This window comes from Shewanella sp. BC20 (genome assembly GCF_003129585.1).
Lineage (GTDB): Bacteria > Pseudomonadota > Gammaproteobacteria > Enterobacterales > Shewanellaceae > Shewanella > Shewanella seohaensis.
On sequence record NZ_NHRI01000007.1, the window covers coordinates 74,380 to 95,225 of the forward strand.

Here is a 20,846-nt window from a genome sequence, read left to right on the forward strand (position 1 = left end):
CTTCAAGCCTTCGCCTTGTCTAAAGCCCGTTTAACTCCCGCTGAATGAACAGATATTTAATACGATTGGTATTAGTGAAGCCAATCAATCCCCTACAACAAAAGTGCTAGAAAAATGACAACAAAAAGGCCAGAACGATTCTGGCCTTTTTGTTGAGTGGATAAGCAATTAATGCATGCTTAGGTCTCGCTGACTTTGGCAAACTGCTGTTGGCTGCGCTGCTTTTTATACTGCTTAGCTTCGGCTGGGATAGGAGTCACTTTGCCTGTTTCTAACCAGTTACGTAAACGGTTGGCATCCGCCATATGGGTGTATTTACCATAGGCATCGAGTACCACAAAGGCCACTTGGCGTTTAGCCATTTCGGTACGCATTACTAAACAATGGCCTGCTTCATTGGTAAAGCCGGTTTTAGTGAGATGAATATTCCAGTTATCTTTGTAAACCAAACGGTTAGTGTTTCTAAAGTCGAGGCTGTACTTAGGTTTACCAAAGGTGACGGTTTTCTTTTCGGTCGAGCTTAACTGACCTAACATGGGATAGCCTTCGCTGGCCTTGAGTAACACCACCAGATCGCGGGCACTCGAAACGTTTTTCTCTGACAGCCCAGTCGGCTCCACATAACGAGTATTCTTCATACCTAGGGCTTTAGCCTTAGCGTTCATCGCCTTAATAAAGGCCTTATGACCACCGGGATAATGGTGGGCAAGACTCGCCGCAGCACGGTTTTCTGATGACATTAATGTCAGCAATAACATATCTTTACGGCTAATTTCACTGCCGATACGCACTCGAGAGTAGACACCGCGCATTTCCTTAGTGTCATTGATATTGATGGCAAGCTTTTCATCCATAGGCAACTTAGCATCTAAGGTCACCATGGCGGTCATCAGTTTAGTCACTGAGGCAATGGGCCTTACGGCATCGGGATTACTGGAATAGAGAATTTCGTTGGTTTTTAGATCCACCACCAGCGCACTATTGGCGGCCACTTCCTGCTGTTTTGCAGGGGCTTTTTTCGCCGTGGCGGTGCTTTTTGTAGTGACAGAAGCCGAATCGGCAGAATGCGCTGTCGCGGCAACAGTTAAACTGCTGCATACCAAGATAAAACTACCAAGCAGAGAAGGGATCTTCATGTAGATTTCACTGAGTCGTTAAAATAAGTCGAATGTGCTACGCACAAGGTTGAAGCTAAGTATAAGAGGTCTGTGGAAAAAGGAATAGAATCCCCATCGACTTTTATCAGTAATATCAGCACTTTTTACATTAAAAAATGAATGAAAAATAACAGCGTAAAACATTAGCATAAATGAATAACTAAGCAGCGCGATCCATAGGCATAGCCACTAGCAGTAACTAAACCTATAAAATCACTTTTTTATAGTGAAATGATTCAAAAGCTTTACACATAAAAATATCACAGCCATAAAAAAACCAGCCATTAGGCTGGTTTTTTTATGATTGCTTTATGCGCTGTTGGGGCTAACGTTTAATCAACAACCCCAATAAGGCTTAGGCTTGTGGGCGCATTGCTGGGAACAGGATCACGTCACGGATAGTGTGAGTGTTAGTGAATAGCATCACTAAACGGTCGATACCGATACCTTGACCCGCTGTTGGTGGTAAACCGTGTTCCAGTGCAGTGATGTAGTCTGCATCGTAGAACATGGCTTCGTCGTCACCCGCGTCTTTCGCATCAACCTGCGCCTTAAAGCGGCTGTCTTGGTCTTCAGCATCGTTTAACTCGCTGAAACCGTTAGCGACTTCACGGCCACCGATGAAGAATTCAAAACGGTCAGTGATGAAGTGATTGTCATCGTTACGACGTGCCAGTGGCGAAATGTCCGCTGGGTAGCCAGTGATGAAAGTCGGTTGCATTAGCTGCCATTCAGCGGTTTCACCGAAGATTTCTTCTAATAACTGACCACAGGTCCAAAACTTCTCGATCTTGATGCCTAGGCTGATCGCCAGTTCACGCATGAATTCAAGATCTTTCACTTGCTCGTAGGTCATGGCTTGGATAGTTGCGTTGTCAGGATTGTACTTCTGAATCGCTTCTAACATGCTTAAACGGGCATATGGACCACCGAAATCAACAGTGTGCTCGCCGTATGGCATTTGCGCGCTGCCTAACAGTTCAATCGCGATAGAGCTTAACAGTTCTTCGGTTAAGTCCATCAGATCTTTGTAGTCTGCATAGGCCATATAGAATTCCATCATAGTGAATTCTGGGTTATGGCGTGGCGACAGACCTTCGTTACGGAAGTTACGGTTGATTTCGAACACACGCTCAAAACCACCTACCACTAAACGCTTGAGGTATAACTCTGGCGCGATACGCAGGTACATTGGCATATCCAGCGCATTGTGGTGAGTGATAAATGGACGGGCTGAAGCGCCGCCTGGGATCACGTGCATCATTGGAGTTTCAACTTCCATGAACTCTTTTTTGATCATGAAGTTACGGATAGCAGCAACCACTTTTGAACGCATAACGAAGGCTTGACGAGATTCTTCGTTAACGATTAAGTCCACATAACGTTGGCGATAACGAGTTTCTTGGTCGGTCAGGCCGTGGAATTTTTCTGGCAGAGGACGCAGTGCTTTAGTCAGCAGTTGGTACTCTTCCATGTTCACGTACAGATCGCCTTTACCAGACAAGTGCAACTGACCCGTTACGCCGATGATGTCACCGATATCCAGACCTTGGTATTTATCCTTCAGATCCGCTTGAACGCCCTTTTCAGCGTAAGCTTGGATACGACCAGACACGTCTTGGATCACCAGGAATGGGCCACGTTTTGCCATGATACGGCCAGCGATGCTGGTTTTAAAACCTAAGGCTTCGAGTTCTTCCTTAGTGTTTTGACCGTATTTTTCCTGCAACTCAGCCGCTTTGTGGGTGCGACGGAAAGTATTAGGGTGAGCATTAGCGCTGCAGTTCGGGCGAATGCTTTCTAGCTTGGCACGACGCTCGGCAATCAGTTTGTTTTCATCTTGTACTTGTTCAGTCATCTTATTTCTCGTCTATACCTTTGAATTAATTACAGCCCTGATTTCAAACTGGCTTCGATAAACTTGTCCAGATCGCCATCGAGTACCGCTTGGGTATTGCGCGTCTCCACGCTAGTGCGTAAGTCTTTAATACGGGAATCATCTAATACATAAGAACGGATCTGGCTGCCCCAACCGATGTCAGACTTGGCATCTTCGGCGGCTTGCTTTTCCGCATTTTGCTTATGCATTTCTAATTCGAACAGTTTGGCTTTTAACTGTTTCATCGCCGAATCTTTGTTCTTGTGCTGTGAACGGTCGTTCTGGCACTGCACTACCGTGTTGGTCGGTAAGTGGGTAATACGTACCGCAGATTCGGTTCGGTTAACGTGCTGACCACCCGCTCCCGAGGCGCGGTATACATCGATACGTAAGTCAGCAGGATTGATATCGATGGTGATATCGTCATCAATCTCTGGGTAAACGAATACCGAGCAGAAAGAGGTATGGCGACGACCCGATGAGTCGAATGGCGATTTACGCACTAAACGATGCACGCCCGTCTCGGTACGTAACCAACCGAAAGCATACTCACCGGTGAATTTAATGGTCGCGCCCTTAATACCGGCGACGTCACCGTCGGTGACTTCCATCAGCTCAGGGCTGAATCCGTGGGCTTCGCCCCAACGCAGGTACATACGCAGTACCATGTTGGCCCAGTCTTGCGCCTCAGTACCGCCACTGCCCGATTGAATGTCTAAGTAACAATCGGAGGCATCATGTTGACCAGAGAACATACGGCGGAATTCGAGTTCGGCCAAACGGCTCTCTAAATAATCCAGCTCTTTGGTGGTTTCATTGAAGGTGTCTTCGTCTTCTTCTTCGATGGCAAGCTCTAGCAGACCTTCAACGTCTTCGAGACCAGCGTCCATATCATCGATAGTTTTGACTACGGCTTCGAGGCTGGCGCGCTCTTTACCTAGGGCTTGAGCACGTTCTGGCTCGTTCCACACCTCAGAACTTTCAAGTTCACGGCTGACTTCTTCTAGACGCTCATGCTTAGCATCGTAGTCAAAGATACCCCCTAAGAAGCTGCGTACGCTCGGCAAGCTCCTTAATTTTGAATTTTACTGGATTAACTTCAAACATGGATTTTCAACTTCGCTTTATTTTTGCCGTTTCAATGGATTTTCCATCAAAGGAGGCGGCGATTAACAGTATTTGCAACCGCGCATTTTAACCTAACAACGGCTGTAAACCTAGGGCGTGTTGACACTTCAGGGCGATTTTATCAGCCTAAAAAGCACCGCTGGCGCCAGCAGATTAACAGACAATGCCGAGTTAAGACTGTGATCCTACATGAAATAACCCGTTTAACGCCGCGTTCAAACATAAATTTGAGCAAGCTAAACAGTGATAATCACTAAAAACCTCAAAGGATTAAGCAAGATACAGATAAATCAAATGCAAAACACCAAGCAAATCACAACTTTCCACCAGCAAACCTTCATCAGCGCACAGTCTGGTACGGGATTGTGATGACAACAGCAATTTAGCGTCAAACTTCCCCAGCCCATAAGCGTCTTCTAAAGCGCTCTAGTTATACTCAAACCCACCTTAAGCCTGCCGCTTTACGCCAATGCAGCAAGTACCCTACAAATATAAAAGGCCTTGGGATGATAGAACTTAACATCGACAATCACAGCGTCACGGCCGAGCCGAGCGAAACCCTATTACAGGCGGCCCGTAAGGCGGGCATAGCCATTCCGAGTCTGTGCGAACCAACGGATGCGACACGGCAATTAGGCGCAGCGCCTAACGCCGATAAACAGGACTGCAACCTCTGCTTAGTGCAAATCGAAAACACCGATGCCAGCCTGCGCTGCGTAAAAGCCTGTGAAACGCCCGCCGAAGCGGGCATGAAGGTCATCACCCAATCGGCATATTTAACCAAACAGCGCCAAGCCGCACTGAGCACAATTTTAACTGACCACTTTGCCGACTGTGAGGCGCCCTGCCAGCAGGCCTGCCCCGCGGGCGTCGATGTGCAAACTTACCTGTACCACATTGCCCAAGGTGACCATACCCAAGCCATTAAAGTCATTAAAGACACCCTGCCGCTGCCGCTGTCGATTGGCCGAGTCTGCCCCGCATTTTGCGAAACTGAATGCCGCCGCGGCCTCGTCGATGACCCCATTGCCATTCGTCAACTTAAGCGCCACGCCGCCGATTTAGACTTGGCCGACGATGAACAAGGCGGCTGTTATCAACCACCACGCCTCGCGGATACGGGCAAAAAGATTGCCATTATTGGCGCGGGCCCAGCAGGATTAAGCGCGGGTTATTACCTATCAAACCAAGGGCATCATGTTGAGATTTTTGAAGCTATGCCCAAGGCGGGCGGGTGGCTGCGCTACGGGATCCCCGAATACCGTTTACCCAAGGCAATTCTCGATAAAGAAATCGAGCTGCTGTGCCGCAATGGGTTAACCATTCATACGGATACTCGCCTCGGCCATGAAATTCATTTAGCCCAACTGGTCGCTGATTTCGATGCTGTGTGCCTTGCCATCGGCGCCCAAAAGGCGGTGCCGATGAACTACAAAGGCTCAGAACTTGCGGGCTGTTACCTTGGGGTGGATTTTCTTAAGGATCATTGCCTCGACAAACAATTGAAGTTGGGCAAAAAAGTCGCCGTGATTGGTGGCGGCAACACCGCCATCGACTGCGCCCGCACCGCCGTGCGCGAAGGCTGCGATGTCACCTTAATCTACCGCCGTACCCGCGCCGAAATGCCCGCCGAAGCCTACGAAGTGCACGAGGCCGAGGTTGAAGGCGTCAAATTCCACTTTTTAACCAATCCCATTGAAAATCATAGCGATGCCAATGGACAGGTAGAAGCTGTCACCTTCAGCAAAATGGCGCTCGGCGAAGCCGATGCCTCGGGCAGACGCGCGCCCGTGGACACTGGGGAAACCTTTACCGAGACCTTCGATACCGTTATCGCCGCCGTCTCCCAAGCGCCGGATCTGAGTTTTATGCAGGATCCTATGGGGCAACTCAGTCATGGCGAACTGGCGCTGAGCCGCTGGAACACCCTGATAGGCTGCGAGCAAACCATGTCATCGGGAGTCGAAAAACTGTTTGTGATGGGCGATGCCCGCCGTGGCCCCGCGACTGCCGTCGCCGCGATTGGCGATGGCCGTAAAGCGGCCATCGCTATTGATAAGATGTTAAAAATTGGCCTTAGCTGCGATTTACATGCCCATGAGTTTAACTCGGTCAAAAGCATTCCAAGCGCCCTCATTCCAAACGCCCTAAAGCAAACCGAAACAAGTTCAAAAGCAGGATCAACGCTTTATCCCCATACGCCGCGTCAGCCCCGCTTGAAGATGCCCGAACTCACGGCGCTGCAACGGCTACTGAATTACAGTGAAGTCGAGTTAGGTTTTCCCGCAGATGCCGCCATGCAAGAGGCGGCGCGCTGTCTCGAATGCGCCTGTCAGGCCAATACCGACTGTAAGCTGAGGGATTACGCCACGGATTACGGTGTCGAGTCCAAACGCTTAGCCACTGAAAATGCACGGCATTTCAGTGTTGATAAGAGCGCGCCCTTTATTCAATTCGATGCTAATCGCTGTATTAGTTGCGGTAAATGCGTCGATGTGTGTCAGCAGCAGAGTGGCCACTGCGCCATCCAATTTAGCCAAGATTCCTATCAGGCGCTGCCGCAGGAAATAAGTCAAAACCTTGAGCGCCGCGCGCCGAGAGTCGGCTTTAATGCGAGCATGGCCGATAGCCAGTGTGTGCAATGTGGTAACTGTGTACAGGTTTGTCCAACGGGCGCACTGGTCGATGCTCGGGATAAACGCCAAGGCGATAGCACAGAGTTAAAAACCGCCTCGACAATTTGTACTTACTGCGGCGTGGGCTGTCGTCTCGACCTTAAAATCGACCCCAACGCCAATCGCATTCGTCATATCGAAGGCAATAAGGACTCGGTCGTTAACCAAGGCATGCTGTGTGTTAAGGGACGTTTTGGCTTCGATTTTATTCACAGCGACAAACGTCTCACTACGCCACTGATCCGTAAAAATGGCGAGCTGCAACCGAGTAGCTGGCCCGAAGCCATCGCCTATGTGGCAAAACGCTTAACCGAAATAAAACAAAAAGATGGCAGCAATGCCCTCGCCAGTCTCGCCTCGGCCAAGGCCACCAACGAAGATAACTTTGTGCTGCAAAAGTTTGTCCGCAGCGTTCTTGGCACCAACAATATCGATCACTGCGCCCGCCTATGCCATTCATCGACGGTAACAGGCTTGCAGCAGAGTATTGGTAGCGGCGCCATGACCAATGATATTCCGAGCATTAAGGACTCGGACGTCATCTTTATTTTAGGGTCGGATACCACCTGCGCCCATCCGATTATCGCCTCGAAAATTCAGCAGGCGGTGATACAGCACGGCGCGCGTTTGCTGGTTGCCGATCCGAAGCGGGTTGGCATTGCTGAAAAGGCCGAGCTGTATGTCGCCCACAGACCGGGGACGGATGTGATGCTGCTCAACGCCATTATGGCGGAAATTATTCGTAACGATTGGCAGGATAAAGCCTATATCGCCCAGCGTACCGAAGGCATTGAGGCCCTCTATGCGGAGTTAGCCAAGGAGGATTACTCCCTCGAAAACGCGGCGCTCATCACGGGCGTAAAAGCCGAAGACATTGCCCGCCTCGCGCGCACCATAGGCACGGCGCAAAAGACCGCAGTTTACTACGCCATGGGTATCACTCAGCATACGACGGGGCACGATAACGTCACGGCTATCTCTAATTTGCAGTTACTTTGCGGCAATATTGGTGTGTCAGGCGCGGGGATTAATCCACTTCGCGGCCAGAGTAATGTCCAAGGTGCCTGCGACATGGGCGCACTGCCCAACTATTTTAGCGGTTACCAAAAGGTCACGGATATTCATGCCAGAATGCGCTTCGAAGACCACTGGCAAACGCCGTTATCGAGGGAGATTGGCGTCACCGCAACCCATATGATGCACGATATTGCCAAGGGTAAAATTAAAGCCTTGTATGTGATGGGCGAGAATCCCGTACTCAGCGACCCCGACCAAGCCCATGTACTTAATGCATTGAGCAAAATCGAGTTCTTAGTGGTGCAGGATATCTTTTTAACCGAGACGGCCGAGCTTGCCCATGTGGTCTTGCCCGCCGCCGCATTCGTGGAAAAACGCGGTCACTTTACCAATACCGAGCGTCGGGTACAGCGACTCGAGCAAGCGCTTGCCTCACCGGGTGAAGCCTTGCCCGATTGGCAGATAGTGCAAGCGGTCGCTAACGCCATGGGCGCTAACTGGGATTATGCCAACGAAGAAGCTATCTGGCGCGAGATCAACGAGCTTACTCCGCAGTATCGCGGTATTCGCTGGGACAGATTAAGTGCCAATGCCGAAGGTCAAATCTCCCAAGGGATTCAATGGCCCTGTCCGGATGAAACCCATCCTGGGACGCCGATTATGCACCAAAGCCAATTCACTCGAGGCTTAGGCTTATTTACGCCCGTCAGTTATCGCCTGCCCGCTGAGATGCCCTGCAACGAGTATCCACTAACGCTATCGACGGGGCGGTTATTGGAACAATTCCACACGGGTACACTCACCCGTAAAACACCTGGGCTGGATTTACTCGGCGCGCCTAAGGTAATGATTTCTGTCTATGATGCGGAGCAATTGGGGATAAACAATGGCGATAAACTTCGCCTCACCACCCGCCGCGGAAAGATTGAAATCGATGCCTTTGTGACTAAACGCGCCCAAGCTGGGGTGCTGTTCCTGCCGTTCCATTTTGTGGAAGCAGCAGCGAATAAACTCACCATCAATGCCTTAGATCCTGTGGCTTATATTCCCGAATATAAGGTCTGCGCGGTCAGGGCTGAAAAGGTGACTGCAATCGAGAGTGAACCAGCCTAGGACTGCATAGCAAGCATAAAATTAAGCCCAAAGATGAACATAAAAAACGGGAGACACTGTCTCCCGTTTTTATTCGCTAGCTTAATTAACTGCTTAATTAACTTGCTTAATTAGCCGAGTTAAATCTTAAACTGCCCTACTAATTTACCCAGGTTAACCCCTTCCTGGGACACGGTTTGGCTCACCTTGGCCGCATCTTCACTGGAGTGCAGCAGCTCGTTAACGATCTCTTGTATGGCATAAACGTTACGGTTGATTTCTTCGGTCACAGAGCTTTGCTCGGTCGCCGCCGTCGCAATTTGGGTACTCATATCATTAATCGCGGTTACCGCCGATGTCACAGAGCCTAAGCTTTCCGAAATAGCGCGGGAAGAATCCACCGAGCGCACGCAGCTCTGCTGGCTCTCGTCCATGGTTTTGACTGCCAAGGCCACCAGCTTATGGAGTTCTGAAAGCATTTCATTGATTTCTAAGGTGCTTGCCTGAGTCCGGCTGGCAAGATTACGCACTTCATCGGCCACCACGGCAAAGCCACGGCCTTGCTCACCGGCGCGGGCTGCTTCAATCGCCGCGTTAAGGGCCAGCAGGTTGGTTTGCTCGGCAATGCCACCAATCACAGACAAGACACTGTTAATCTTTTGCGATTGCTCGCTTAGGGACTTAATGCTGCCCGCGGCATTATTAATTTGCGCCATTAGACCTGCAATCTCTTCGAGTGAGGCATCGACGCAGCGCTGCGCATTAGCCACATCACCTGTAGCAGCTTGGGTCGCCTCGGCCACTTGGGTGGTATTTTGCGCCACTTCACTGGCGGTAGATGACATCTCGGTAATTGCCGTCACCACTTGGTCTGTCTCGTTGTTGTGGCTCAGCAGTTGGCTCGACATCACTTTGGTTTGATCATGAATCGCATTCGCGGCGGATTTCACCTTAGCCGTGGCGTTGGCCACATCGCCAATAATGGTTTGTAGCTTATCGACGAATAAGTTAAAGGCTTGACCTAACTGAGCAATTTCATCCTCGCCCTTCACGCTTAAGCGTTTAGTTAAATCCCCTTCTCCCTTGGCGATATCGTTCAGACTATCCGCCATATTTTTAATCGGCACCACCATACGATGGGCTGCAACCATAATGATAAAGGCCGTGATCCCCGTCAGCACGAGAGCAATTAACAGGATCATGAAGGATTTATCGGCCATTTGTTCGGTCACGGTTTGGCGGTAATCCTCCACCACGGCTTCGATATCGTCGATATAGGCCCCAGTACCGAGCATCCAGTCGGTCCCGGGAACCATCATCACGTAGCTAATCTTCTCGATTTGCTCGTTGGTATTGGGCTTTTGGTAGTAATAGGAAAAGTTACCGTCGCCGCGTTTGGCCGCATCCAACAAACCGACGATGATCTTAGTACCGCGAGGGTCTGTCATATCGATTTTGTTTTGACCTTCGAGATTCGGCATTAAGGCATGGAAAATGTTTTTACCTTGGGAATCATAAATAAAGAAATAACCGGCACTGCCAAAACGAATATCACGTAGGGCTTGGTTCACATTGCCTTGGTCCTTGAGGGACAGTTGATACTGCACGATCCCGGCGGCAATTTCGGTCGCTTCTTTGATTTGTTGTTTACGTTCGCCAACCAGTTTCGTCCTAAAGGTCACTACTTCTTCCGCGAGGGATTCTTGTTCGACATAGTAGGAAACAGTCATGAGCACTAACAGGGTCAAAATGAGGGGAAACAAAGACAACAGCAATAATTTATTACGCAGGCTTAAATTCGACATGCTTGCTTACTCCAGGGTGATCGAGCTTATATTTTTTTATATTTTCAAAGTATAGCCAAAACGGTGCAACATCTTTGGGTTTAACTTAACAAATATTGTATTAATTTGCGCCAGCCAGCATGTCGAAAATTGAGTTTAACCAAGTAATATCAATCCGATACCGCATACGCTAAAGCCAAGGACCAGCAGTACCATCTGCGGTTTAAAGAGTTTTAATGCACCAAAACCCAGCAGAACTACGGCCATATCCATGGCAGATAACACGCCTTGAGTAAACACGGGTTGATACAGTGCCGCCGCCAATAATCCCACCACACAGGCATTCACGCCCGAGAGCATGCCGGCAATCTTGGGTCTGGCGGCAATAGCATGCCAACTCTTTAAACCCACCAGCATCAATAAAAATCCCGGTAAAAAGATAGCTACAGTTGCAATGGCGGCACCGACAAAGGGATTGTCTAGCATCATCTCGGCGCCAAGGAAGGTGGCAAAGGTAAACATAGGCCCAGGCACGGCTTGGGCAAAGGCGTACCCTGTGAGAAAACGATCGCCGCTCATCGTATCACCCACCGCAGTTTCAAGCAGTGGCAGCACCACATGGCCGCCACCAAAGACTAAGCTCCCCACACGAAAGAACTCGCCAAAGATCCCCGCCTCGGCGCCGAGGTTAATGGCAAAAAAACTCGCCGCAAACAAGGCGATAAATATAGCGAGGCTCAGGTAATTTAATCGAACAGGTTCAGGTTTTTGTGATTCGCTCTCACTCGCACTGAGGAATGATAAGCCTAAGAGAGCGGCAAGAATTAACAATACAATTTGGGTCCACAAAAACGGAAAAATCAAAATCGCCGCGGCGCTGCCAAGCATAACTAGACGGGCGGCTTGACGTTGGCAAAACTGCTTAAACATCGCCAGCACAGCATCTGCAACCACTACGACCGCCAGCAGTTTCAAGCCATGGATGATGCCCTGCATATATTCATTGCCTAACCAGGCCGCGGTTGTCACGGCCAGCAGATACATCAACACAAAGGAAGGTAAGGTAAATCCGGCAAAGGCCGCAATGGCGCCTAAAAGCCCACCGCGGTGGTAACCAATGGCAAATCCTACTTGGCTCGACCCTGGTCCCGGCATAAATTGGCTTAAGGCGACCAAGCTGGCATAGCGTTTATCATCGAGCCAGCCGAGTTCGTTAACAAAGGTTTGTCGAAAATAGCCGATATGCGCCGCAGGTCCACCAAAACTCATCAACCCAAGGGAAAAAAAACGTAAGAATATCTGCAGCATAAGCTTTGCCTTTCGATGCATAAAGTGAGCAAGATTATGCCACTAAAAAGACAATTTAATGAAAGTGAAATGTGAAATCTTCGAAGTATCGCGGATTCCATAAACAAAAAAGCCAGCAAAATCCATTTGCCGGCATCCTAAATTCAGGATAAATATCAATTGACTAGGAAGTCAAACCCATGATTAGTGAGTTTTTCTTCTTCTGATCAATGCCCCGAGAGCCAGTAGCATAGATAAACCACCTAATGCACCACCGCTGCTATCTTTAGCTGGTGTTTCTGGTGTAGTCGGTGTCACTGGAGTGGTCGGTTCAACACCATCGGATTCAACGGTCAGCATAAAGCTGGTGCTCGCTGCATCGGCAGGGTTTTCCACATCACTTACCGTCACTGTGACTTCTACGTCGCCGTGGAAGTTAGCTTCTGGTGTAATTGTGATGGTTGAACCTGAAGTATTGCCATTCACTACAGCGCTGATGTGCTCTCCGGTTACGGTGATCTTGTTCACGCTGTTTTGCTCATCGGCAAACACGACCTTAAGACCTTCTAGGCTAGTGTTTTCCGCGATCGTTTGGTCGGCAATCGCACCAATACTGATATTGGACGGCACAGTTACACTGTGGCTCATGCTGATGTCGGCCATACCTTCAACTTGGCTAACCGCATCAACCGTCAACACTTGGCCTGCGGCGTTATTTTTCACGGTAGTCCATGCAGTCACTTCAAACTGTGACGACTCTGGGCCAACGTAGTCATAACAAATCACTAAACCGTTGTGGATTTTGTCCTTCAGATTATTGAAGGCATATTGCTCACCTAGGTACTTCTGCAGTGGACCATAGGCATATAGACCGCCTTGGAAGCCTTGCAGACCAATAGAACCACGGTCATCTTGAGAACCAAAGTTGATATTGTCGTAAGCCATCATCAATTCGTATTCACCATCACCGAAGCGAGTGTTAGCGTTGAAGATCAGCTCGAAGTCGAACCTATCATCCTTCTCTTCCCATTGGTAAACACGGTTTGCATCGTATCCTAAAGGCTTATAAGAACGAGCATTATCGTATTCCAAAATACCCCAACCGCTTGGTGTACTCGCGATAGAGATACCCGCACGTTCAGTAGTCTTATTAATCAATGGCACACTCAGAATATCTTGAGTTGCCCCCGCACCTAGACCAAATCCACGCCACAGCATACCGATAGAAGCGTATGGGAAGCTGTTGTACGGGAAGATGTCATGGTATGGGTAGAAGAATGGCTGATTTTGGAATAAGGACACGATACCGTGACCACGAATATCCAAGTGGTTCTGCTTCCAAACGTTGATGCTATCTTTGTTGTTGTACAGGTGGAAACTGTCATAGGCACCATTAAAGACGGTACTGATTGGTAAGGTAATACCGTTGCGATACAGGATATTATTATCCTTACCACTTAATGCCTTACCGTTAGCACCATACTCAACTGGCGCAAAACCACTGAAGATTGGGTAGATAGTGAACTCTTCTAAGTTCACGTAACCGCCCGGTTTCTTGTTACCGAAGTCCGGCGTACGGCACATAGCATCATCAACGTTAGTGGTGATGTTGTAACGTGGCTCAAGCTCGCTGGTATCGGGTTGAACACCGCTGATCGTCAGCTTGCCATTTTCCAGTTTCACATCTTTAACGATAGTGCTTGAAGAGCTTAGAACGTCCTCAGCACGTAGGCTAAATCCTGACGGAATGGTCGCGACAATGCTAAATGCACGGTCTGCACCCGTATTGTTAGGTTGCACCTCGAAGGTAAACGGAATTTGATCGCCAGCCACTGCCGCAGTTTGGGTTGCGTCTAAGTGAACATCGTCCACACCGCGTTCCAGTTTAAAGGCAACTTTACCAATGTTACCGGCGTTCACCTCTGAGGTTCCAAAGTCCAGTAACGAGTAGTACACGTCACCTTCTTTCATCTCTGGCATATCCCAGTTAACTGTAATATCAACCGGATCACGACCATTACTCGCAGGAACGTCGACACTCATTTCGCTGGCAACTTGGTCCATCACAACTGTCGTTGCATATTGGAAGGTTTCTTCCAACGCATTGTAATAGTTGTTACTCGCAGAGCCTTTTCTTGGGTTATAGAACAACGCCCAATACTTACCTTCTTCTGGTTGGTTAATATTACAGAAGTTGTTGTATTGGATGTGGTTAGACACACAAAGCAGCTCTTCGAAAGGATCGGCCTTACCGTTACCGTTATAGTCCTTACCAACGAAGACGATCAGGTTACCTTTGTCTAAAACTTCACTGAGTTCAGACTGAGTCGTACCAAAGGATTCGACGATTAAACGGCGAGCATTAGCAGGCACATCAATCATTTCCACATGGGTGGCTTCATCGATACGCTCGTCCATACTGACGGTTAAATCAGCATTGCTACTCCATGGGAAGTTACCATCGTTGTCCTTCGGCAGCACAACGGTTTTCACATCCGCTTTCACAGGGCTAAAGATACGACCATGAATGTTGTCGCCCTCAGGTAAATCGATACCTTTGATGACAGCATTTGCCTCATTACGGTGAGCCACGGCACTCAAGCGTCCTGGCATACCATTTTTGTCGTATTTGAATACCACAGGCCAGTGCGCTTCTGACGCTCTACCACTGGTTTCGGTGAAGGTTAAGTTTGAATGCAGTTCAACTTCTGCGTTACTGAACCAGTCTTGAGTATCCATGATCGATGCTTCGACCACGATATCCATGGTTTCGCCGGCCGCTAGAGTAAACTCGTTTGGCGTAACTTTAATTGACACACCGTTTTGGACGAACTGTGAACGTGAATCGACGCTCCAGTTAATCACATCACCGTTGGTCACGCTCCAAGTGCCATCTTTGGTCGCCTTGATAGTACGGATCCATTGACACTTAGGCTTACATTCAAAGTTCACTAACTGCGGAATATTCAGCTTATGAACGGCACCGCCATTATGTGGATCAGCCGCTTTAAAGCGTTCAACGGTTTCATCCATCACAAAGCCAGCATTTACTGCGTTGGCCACGTTGATACGGCCAGTCCCCGCACGGTAGGTTGAAGCTAAAGCCACATCACCATTCTTGTCATCCAAGCGGTAGTATTGCACTTTGTTTTCAGCCGTCATCGCCAATGCAGATTGGATCTCAGTCGCGCTCCAGCTTGGTTGAGCCTGACGTAACAGGGCCATAGAGCCCGCTACATGTGGCGATGCCATTGAAGTACCACTTAGGAAGGCAAAATCACCCGATGCTGCTGAACTGCTGAATGGGTGTTCATCGGCGAAGGCTGCATAAATATCCACCCCTGGCGCAGCAACGGCAGGGATCAGCGCCTCAGGCGTTGATGGGCTTGGACCGCGAGATGAGAATGCGGCTAACCAATCGGCACGCTCTGGATCCATTGTACGTTCGATGGTCGTGCCAGAAATGGTCAGCATGTGATTGCTACCCTTTGCCAGCCAATCACTTAGACCATAACCCGCCAAACCATTATCATAGCGACCATCCCACTCTTCCTTAGTAATATGGATACTTGGAACAGAGTAAGAAGCGGTAGGCACCAACGCATCGGCGGTCGCATAGTTGTACATGATCATGCCATCTGCGCCGCCAGCTTTGATGTTATCAGCCTTAGCAGTACGGGCTACCGCATTGGGATCTTCTAGGCTATTACGCTTACATACCACGATCACATCAGTTGGATTACCGTCGCCATCTTTCAGATCGAAGGTACCCGCTGGGAAGGGTTTAGCACAGTATTCATCACCAAAGTTTTTAGCGTTAACCACCATACCTGTGACTGGTGCCGTGTTGATTGCACCACCAACAATTTCGCTCCATTTTGGCACTTCACTGCCGCCCATAGGGTCAATCAGCTTAGTGGTGATTTCAACTTCGCGAGCATGGGTACTAGCAGCAACGTTCATTAACCAAGGTGACGCGTGGTCAATTCGGCCAAAATATTCTTTGTAACCCACTGGTTGACCAGAGTTACCCGCAGCCACCGCAACGGAAATACCGGCTTCGCGAGCCGATAAGAAAGCTAATTCCACATCGTCAGCCCATGGGTTTGAATCCTGACCGCCGATGGAGAAGTTGATCACGTCAACACCATCGTTGATCGCATCTTCAATACCCGCAATTAACGCTTCACCAGGACAGCCTGCATTGATTGCGTTAGAAGGGTGACACACTTGGTAAGCAACGATGTTCGCGTGTGGCGCTACACCACTCATACGAGGGAATAGTTTAGGCTTAATCACGGAACCATCTGATGCCTCAGTCCCCGAATCAGGGTTGACATAATCGACATCTAACAGGACGTTACCCGCAGCGGTTGAAGCAACGTGTGTACCGTGGCCTTGATAATCTTCACCCACGGCTGGACGAGTCGCACCATAAACACCACTGGTAAAATTATCAGTGATAACAGGATATGAGCGAACGCCAATTAACTTGTCGTTACACATGGTCTCAAAACCGCTCTTGGTACAGTCACCTATGTAGTTACCCGCACCCCATGGGTTAGTGTGGTCGTAACCATCATCACCGACATCGGCGAATGAACGGTGATCCGAGTTAATCCCAGTATCGACGATACCAACGATAATCCCTTCACCTTTGTAAGGTACTGAATCTGTTGCCTCACCAGACCAAATCTTATTGGCTTGAATTAGCTCAGGGCCCGCATCCGATAATAATTCATAGGTTTTAGAGCGACGAACCGAGGACACATTGGCCAGTTGAGACACGCGCTGCGCCTCTTCCTGTGTCATTGCGATAGAGAAGCCGTTGACCGCATTGGTAAATTGTTGACGTACTTGACGGGCACCCAAGGTGGACTGAACGTCAGCAATCACTTGTCTTTGGCTGTCGAGTAAGCGGCTACGATAGTTTTTTACCGCGCTGCTGGCAGGTTGACCGGCAACGAATAATTTTGAGTTTGACGATTTGCCAAAGGTTTTGCTGGCAGCCGTGCTGGCTAACAGTTCCGTACTGACTTGCGCCAGTGGTTTTTGATTCAGACGAACGATATAGATCTGCTCACCCGTTATGCCATCCTCAAATTCGAATTTGTTAGCTTGAGGGGTAATTTGAAGGTTGAGTCCTATCCCTAAATCAGCGTCATCGATCTTCGTTTCAGGGGCATTTAACTTTGCAATTTGATCAGATGTTAACTGCAAACCTTTAAGTTTATGTACATCGCCTATGCTAGCAGCAGCCTGCATAGCACCAGCACCATAAAGGGCGGCAGCAATAGTACAAGTTAGTATTTTAAGCTTCACTTTGCTTTCTCCGTTATTGTTATCGCGAGCCGTTATCCACGGGCAAGCTGCCAAGCGGCATACCATCTAAGCATCCAAATTGGAGAAAACATCAACACTTTCACGTAGCATTTTGTACAACTGATTAACACTAATTAAACACAAACAGCACACATTCCTTTACAGACAAAGATGTAGCATTTTGTAGCGCAATGAATAATTATGCTTAAATTTTGTGAACAAGATGATAGGCTGAGGCTCGTCTTAATGCGGTTTAGCAATGTATTTGAACAACATTGGGGATTATCTAAGAAGTGACTGTTAACGCTAGCAAACGATTCTTACTGCTCGCACTATTACTAAGTAATTGTGCCATGCTGCAAGCTAAAGAAATTGAAACAGTTTCCGCTGGAGACTGGCAGATTTCCCTTGCCGCGGGTTATGGCGCACTCGAAAACCCAAGGGCGAAGGTGGATAACGTCAACACTTGGATATTGCCCACTTGGTATTACTACGGTGAGAACTTTTATGTCGAGAACTTCACCTTAGGTTACAGCCTGTATGAGTCGGAAAATTTTATTGTTGACCTGCAGACACGCTTTAATGAGGACGGTTTTTTCTACGAATTCGATGGACTGAATAAACTATTACTGAGTGATATTTTAGGTTACACCCCAGTGAAGCAGCCCATTAATCCAAAAGTCGTTAAATTTGAGGAAATTGAACGCAATCTTTCCTATCTAGGTGGCGTCAATACCACTTGGGTGACGCCCTATCTCGATGTAAGTCTCGGGTACTTCCACGATATTACCGGGGTACACCAAGGCAATGAAATTCAGCTCAGGCTCAAACGCAGTCAGGCGTTTTCTTGGGGCGCGCTCGGCTTTGAAGTCGGGGCGATTCGAAAAAGTGAAAACCTCGTCAGTTACTACTACAAACTCACCAAGGAGGAAGAAGGACCACTGCATCCTAAATATAATCCCTCGGCCGCAATCAATTATCATGCCCGTACAGTCGTCAACGTCCCCATTTTCGACAACGTCAACTTTGTCGGGATCCTCGAGTATACTTGGTTAGGGCAAGAAATCACCGACAGCGTACTGATCGATAAGTCCGGCTATTTTTCTGGCTTTGTAGGGTTTAGCTATGATTTCTAAACCTTATCATTCAAGCTCACTCTGGCTCACCTATTGTACCTATTGCAGCTTAATCTTGGCCTGCTTCGTCAGCCTGACGTCCCTCGCCGACGAGCTGAAAATCACACCGAATACCTGTGCAGTCACCCTCGAAAAGCCCGACTGCCATCTGGACTTACTCATTGAGTATCAATCGGATATTCCACAGTCACTCTGTGTGTGGCTCACTACGGAAGCGGTCGCACTCACCTGCTTTGAGGACAGTCTCAATTTTAAATACCAAGTGCAATTGACCCTCGCAAAAGATGCCTTATTTGAACTCAGGGATCCGCAAAGCAACCACATAGTGACTACAGCGTCAGTCAAAGTCGCTAAGTTTGAACCCGCCAATCCCAGAAGACGTCGCGGACTAAACTGGAACTTATTATGACAAGCGCGCCAATGTCCGAGCCCCAATTGCAAATCCTGTTGATTGAAGACGACCAACCCCTTGCAGACTTGGTCTGTACCTATTTAACCCAAGAGGGTTATAAGCTTATCCATTTAGATAATGCCGAAGATGCACTCATCCGCCAGGATACCGATGATTTTGACCTCATCATTTGCGATGTCATGCTGCCAGGACAAGATGGCTTTAGCAGCTATCCCCAGTTGGCCGCGAGTTATCCCTGCCCGATTATCTTCCTAACGGCGCTCGATAATCATGCCGATCAAATTCGGGGATTAAATCTAGGCGCCTGCGATTACTTGCTCAAACCCGTGGTGCCGCCTTTACTGCTGGCGCGGATTAAGGCCAACCTGCGCAAACAACAATCCAGCAGCAGTCGCAGTAAACTTAAGCTACACGACTTATTTTTAGACCCAAACCTCCAGCAAGTGAATCTGGGGGATGAAGCCCTCTCCTTTACCACTAAAGAGTTTTCACTGCTGTGGATCTTCGCCCTGCACGCCGGCAAAGTGTTATCACGGGAGTTTTTATTCGAACAACTCGTCGGCCGCGAATATGACGGTTTAGACAGGGCCATAGACTTAAAAATCAGCCGCCTGCGTAAACGCTTAGATGAGCTCAATGTGCCAGGATTAGCCATTACGACTATTCACGGCAAAGGCTATTTATTCAATTATTTACCCAAAAAAGGCTAGGTTTAACCGAAATGAAATTTCAGTTCTACCGCTTGTTTATATTTTTATTGTTGTCCTGCGGATTAGTGATCTGGAGCTTTGGTGAACTCGCCGAGCATTTTGCCCACGATGAGTACAACTACCAAATCGACGTCGACGACCTGCTGCATAACTATGATGAGCAGCTTCCGAAGATACAACGCCTCCCCATCGGCGCTATCTCACTGCCGGAAAACCTAGAGGACTCGCTGCAACAGGGGGCAACCATCGCTCTGCGCCATAGCAGCAATGAACTTTATTATTACCACTTAGATAAAGACAAACAGCACATCTTGATGCTGGGCCCATTGCAAACCTCTGCGCCAAAAGAGCGTAATACTAGTTTGATTTTATTAGGGTTGTATTCATCACTCTGCTTAGTTGCCCTCTGGTGGATCTGGCCAGTATTTCGGGATCTTAACCATTTGCAGGAGGCCGCTATCGAATTTGGCCAAGCCCCGCGTAAACGTCCCAACGAAGTCCATAAACACTCGGCAATTTTCCCGCTTGCTAAGGCTTTTAACAGCGTCAGTCACCAAATCGTCGACTTTATCCAGATGCATAAGGAGCTGTCCCGCACCATCTCCCATGAGGTACGTACGCCTCTTGCGCGGATGCGCTTTGCGCTGGAAATTATTCGACCACAGATAGACAGCAATTACGCCAATCGCTTAAATGAAGATATCGATGATATTGAACAACTTGCTGCAAATTATCTGTCTTTTGCCCGTCTAGAGCATAAGGAAGAAACCCTCAGCCAAGAGTCGCAAGCCATCAGCTTGTTTATGGAAAAGCTGGCCCACAAATACGCCATCTACCAGCCTAAGTTCAACATAGTGTTTCACCATGACTCGCAGCAGGCCCACTTCGACCCGATTGCGATGACGATTGCGATTCAAAACCTTATCCAAAATGCCATGCGGTTCGCCCAGCACGACATCCATGTCCACTTCCATCAGCAAGGTGGCATAAATCGGCTCAGTGTCGAGGATGATGGTCCAGGGTTTGAGGGCAAAGGTAAAAAACTGGTGGCGGCCTTCGAGCGGGATAGCCAGCAAAGCGATACCAGTGGCTATGGTTTAGGGCTATATATCGTTAAGAAAATTGCCACTTGGCATTATGGCACGCTGGAGTTAAGCCGCTCACAGGCCTTAGGCGGCGCCGAAATCAGCATTAGCTGGGACGATGCCTTAACGCCTAAAGCCGACACTGACGCCGAGTAATGGCGT

The 20,846-nt window shown here is 48.7% G+C and carries 11 protein-coding genes; 5 read left to right on the top strand and 6 right to left on the bottom strand.

Features of this window, described 5'->3' with window-relative positions:
* Positions 1 to 179: 179 nt before the first annotated feature.
* From pbpG to prfB, 3 genes are all read right to left on the bottom strand, one after another.
* The gene (gene pbpG / locus CBX96_RS09315; RefSeq protein WP_011621623.1) at positions 180 to 1,136 is read right to left on the bottom strand and encodes a D-alanyl-D-alanine endopeptidase; all 957 of its coding nucleotides are present in this window, start codon (positions 1,134 to 1,136) and stop codon (positions 180 to 182) included.
* Between the two features lie 376 nt (positions 1,137 to 1,512).
* Positions 1,513 to 3,015 carry a lysine--tRNA ligase gene (lysS, locus tag CBX96_RS09320; protein WP_086902673.1) on the bottom strand — a complete coding sequence of 501 codons (1,503 nt, stop codon included), beginning with the start codon at positions 3,013 to 3,015 and terminating at the stop codon, positions 1,513 to 1,515.
* 29 nt (positions 3,016 to 3,044) lie between these two features.
* A protein-coding gene (prfB, locus tag CBX96_RS09325; protein ID WP_161629216.1) for a peptide chain release factor 2 occupies positions 3,045 to 4,143 on the bottom strand; the annotation gives its coding sequence in 2 pieces (ribosomal slippage) (positions 3,045 to 4,067 and positions 4,069 to 4,143; 1,098 coding nt in all).
* Between the two features lie 527 nt (positions 4,144 to 4,670).
* Here prfB and fdhF point away from each other — a divergent pair.
* Entirely contained in the window at positions 4,671 to 8,969 is a 4,299-nt protein-coding gene (gene fdhF, locus CBX96_RS09330) for a formate dehydrogenase subunit alpha (RefSeq protein ID WP_109286494.1), read from the top strand.
* Between the two features lie 119 nt (positions 8,970 to 9,088).
* On the opposite strand, the gene CBX96_RS09335 is transcribed toward fdhF, so the two are convergent.
* From CBX96_RS09335 to CBX96_RS09345, 3 genes are all read right to left on the bottom strand, one after another.
* Positions 9,089 to 10,753: a methyl-accepting chemotaxis protein gene (locus tag CBX96_RS09335; protein ID WP_109286495.1), complete on the bottom strand. Its 1,665-nt coding sequence runs from the start codon at positions 10,751 to 10,753 to the stop codon at positions 9,089 to 9,091.
* 135 nt (positions 10,754 to 10,888) lie between these two features.
* A complete protein-coding gene (gene chrA, locus CBX96_RS09340) occupies positions 10,889 to 12,040 on the bottom strand; it encodes a chromate efflux transporter (protein ID WP_109286496.1) in 1,152 nt (383 codons plus the stop codon).
* A 183-nt stretch (positions 12,041 to 12,223) separates the two neighbouring features.
* Complete coding sequence (locus CBX96_RS09345) at positions 12,224 to 17,341, bottom strand: S8 family serine peptidase (protein ID WP_109286553.1); 5,118 nt, start codon at positions 17,339 to 17,341, stop codon at positions 12,224 to 12,226.
* Positions 17,342 to 17,694: 353 nt separating this feature from the next.
* On the opposite strand from CBX96_RS09345, the gene CBX96_RS09350 reads away from it, so the two are divergent.
* Genes CBX96_RS09350 through CBX96_RS09365 form a run of 4 tightly spaced genes read left to right on the top strand, consistent with a single transcriptional unit; the run spans position 17,695 to position 20,840 of the window.
* Positions 17,695 to 18,477 (top strand): MipA/OmpV family protein, encoded by a 783-nt coding sequence (locus CBX96_RS09350; protein WP_258294392.1) that lies wholly within the window; start codon positions 17,695 to 17,697, stop codon positions 18,475 to 18,477.
* Positions 18,467 to 18,886, top strand: a complete 420-nt coding sequence (locus CBX96_RS09355) for a DUF3019 domain-containing protein (RefSeq protein WP_109286498.1) — start codon at positions 18,467 to 18,469, stop codon at positions 18,884 to 18,886. The genes CBX96_RS09350 and CBX96_RS09355 overlap by 11 nt, the downstream gene beginning before the upstream one ends.
* Entirely contained in the window at positions 18,883 to 19,599 is a 717-nt protein-coding gene (locus CBX96_RS09360) for a response regulator transcription factor (RefSeq protein WP_089067087.1), read from the top strand. Before CBX96_RS09355 ends, CBX96_RS09360 begins: the two co-directional genes overlap by 4 nt.
* Positions 19,600 to 19,610: 11 nt before the next feature.
* Complete coding sequence (locus tag CBX96_RS09365) at positions 19,611 to 20,840, top strand: ATP-binding protein (protein WP_109286499.1); 1,230 nt, start codon at positions 19,611 to 19,613, stop codon at positions 20,838 to 20,840.
* Positions 20,841 to 20,846: the final 6 nt, after the last annotated feature.

Excerpts from the sequence above, each read along its gene's own strand:
- CBX96_RS09365 (WP_109286499.1), top strand. The coding sequence starts at position 19,611 with ATGAAATTTCAGTTCTACCGCTTGTTTATATTTTTATTGTTGTCCTGC.
- pbpG (WP_011621623.1), bottom strand. The coding sequence starts at position 1,136 with ATGAAGATCCCTTCTCTGCTTGGTAGTTTTATCTTGGTATGCAGCAGT.
- lysS (WP_086902673.1), bottom strand. The coding sequence starts at position 3,015 with ATGACTGAACAAGTACAAGATGAAAACAAACTGATTGCCGAGCGTCGT.
- CBX96_RS09355 (WP_109286498.1), top strand. The coding sequence starts at position 18,467 with ATGATTTCTAAACCTTATCATTCAAGCTCACTCTGGCTCACCTATTGT.
- chrA (WP_109286496.1), bottom strand. The coding sequence starts at position 12,040 with ATGCTGCAGATATTCTTACGTTTTTTTTCCCTTGGGTTGATGAGTTTT.
- CBX96_RS09360 (WP_089067087.1), top strand. The coding sequence starts at position 18,883 with ATGACAAGCGCGCCAATGTCCGAGCCCCAATTGCAAATCCTGTTGATT.
- CBX96_RS09335 (WP_109286495.1), bottom strand. The coding sequence starts at position 10,753 with ATGTCGAATTTAAGCCTGCGTAATAAATTATTGCTGTTGTCTTTGTTT.
- fdhF (WP_109286494.1), top strand. The coding sequence starts at position 4,671 with ATGATAGAACTTAACATCGACAATCACAGCGTCACGGCCGAGCCGAGC.
- CBX96_RS09350 (WP_258294392.1), top strand. The coding sequence starts at position 17,695 with ATGCTGCAAGCTAAAGAAATTGAAACAGTTTCCGCTGGAGACTGGCAG.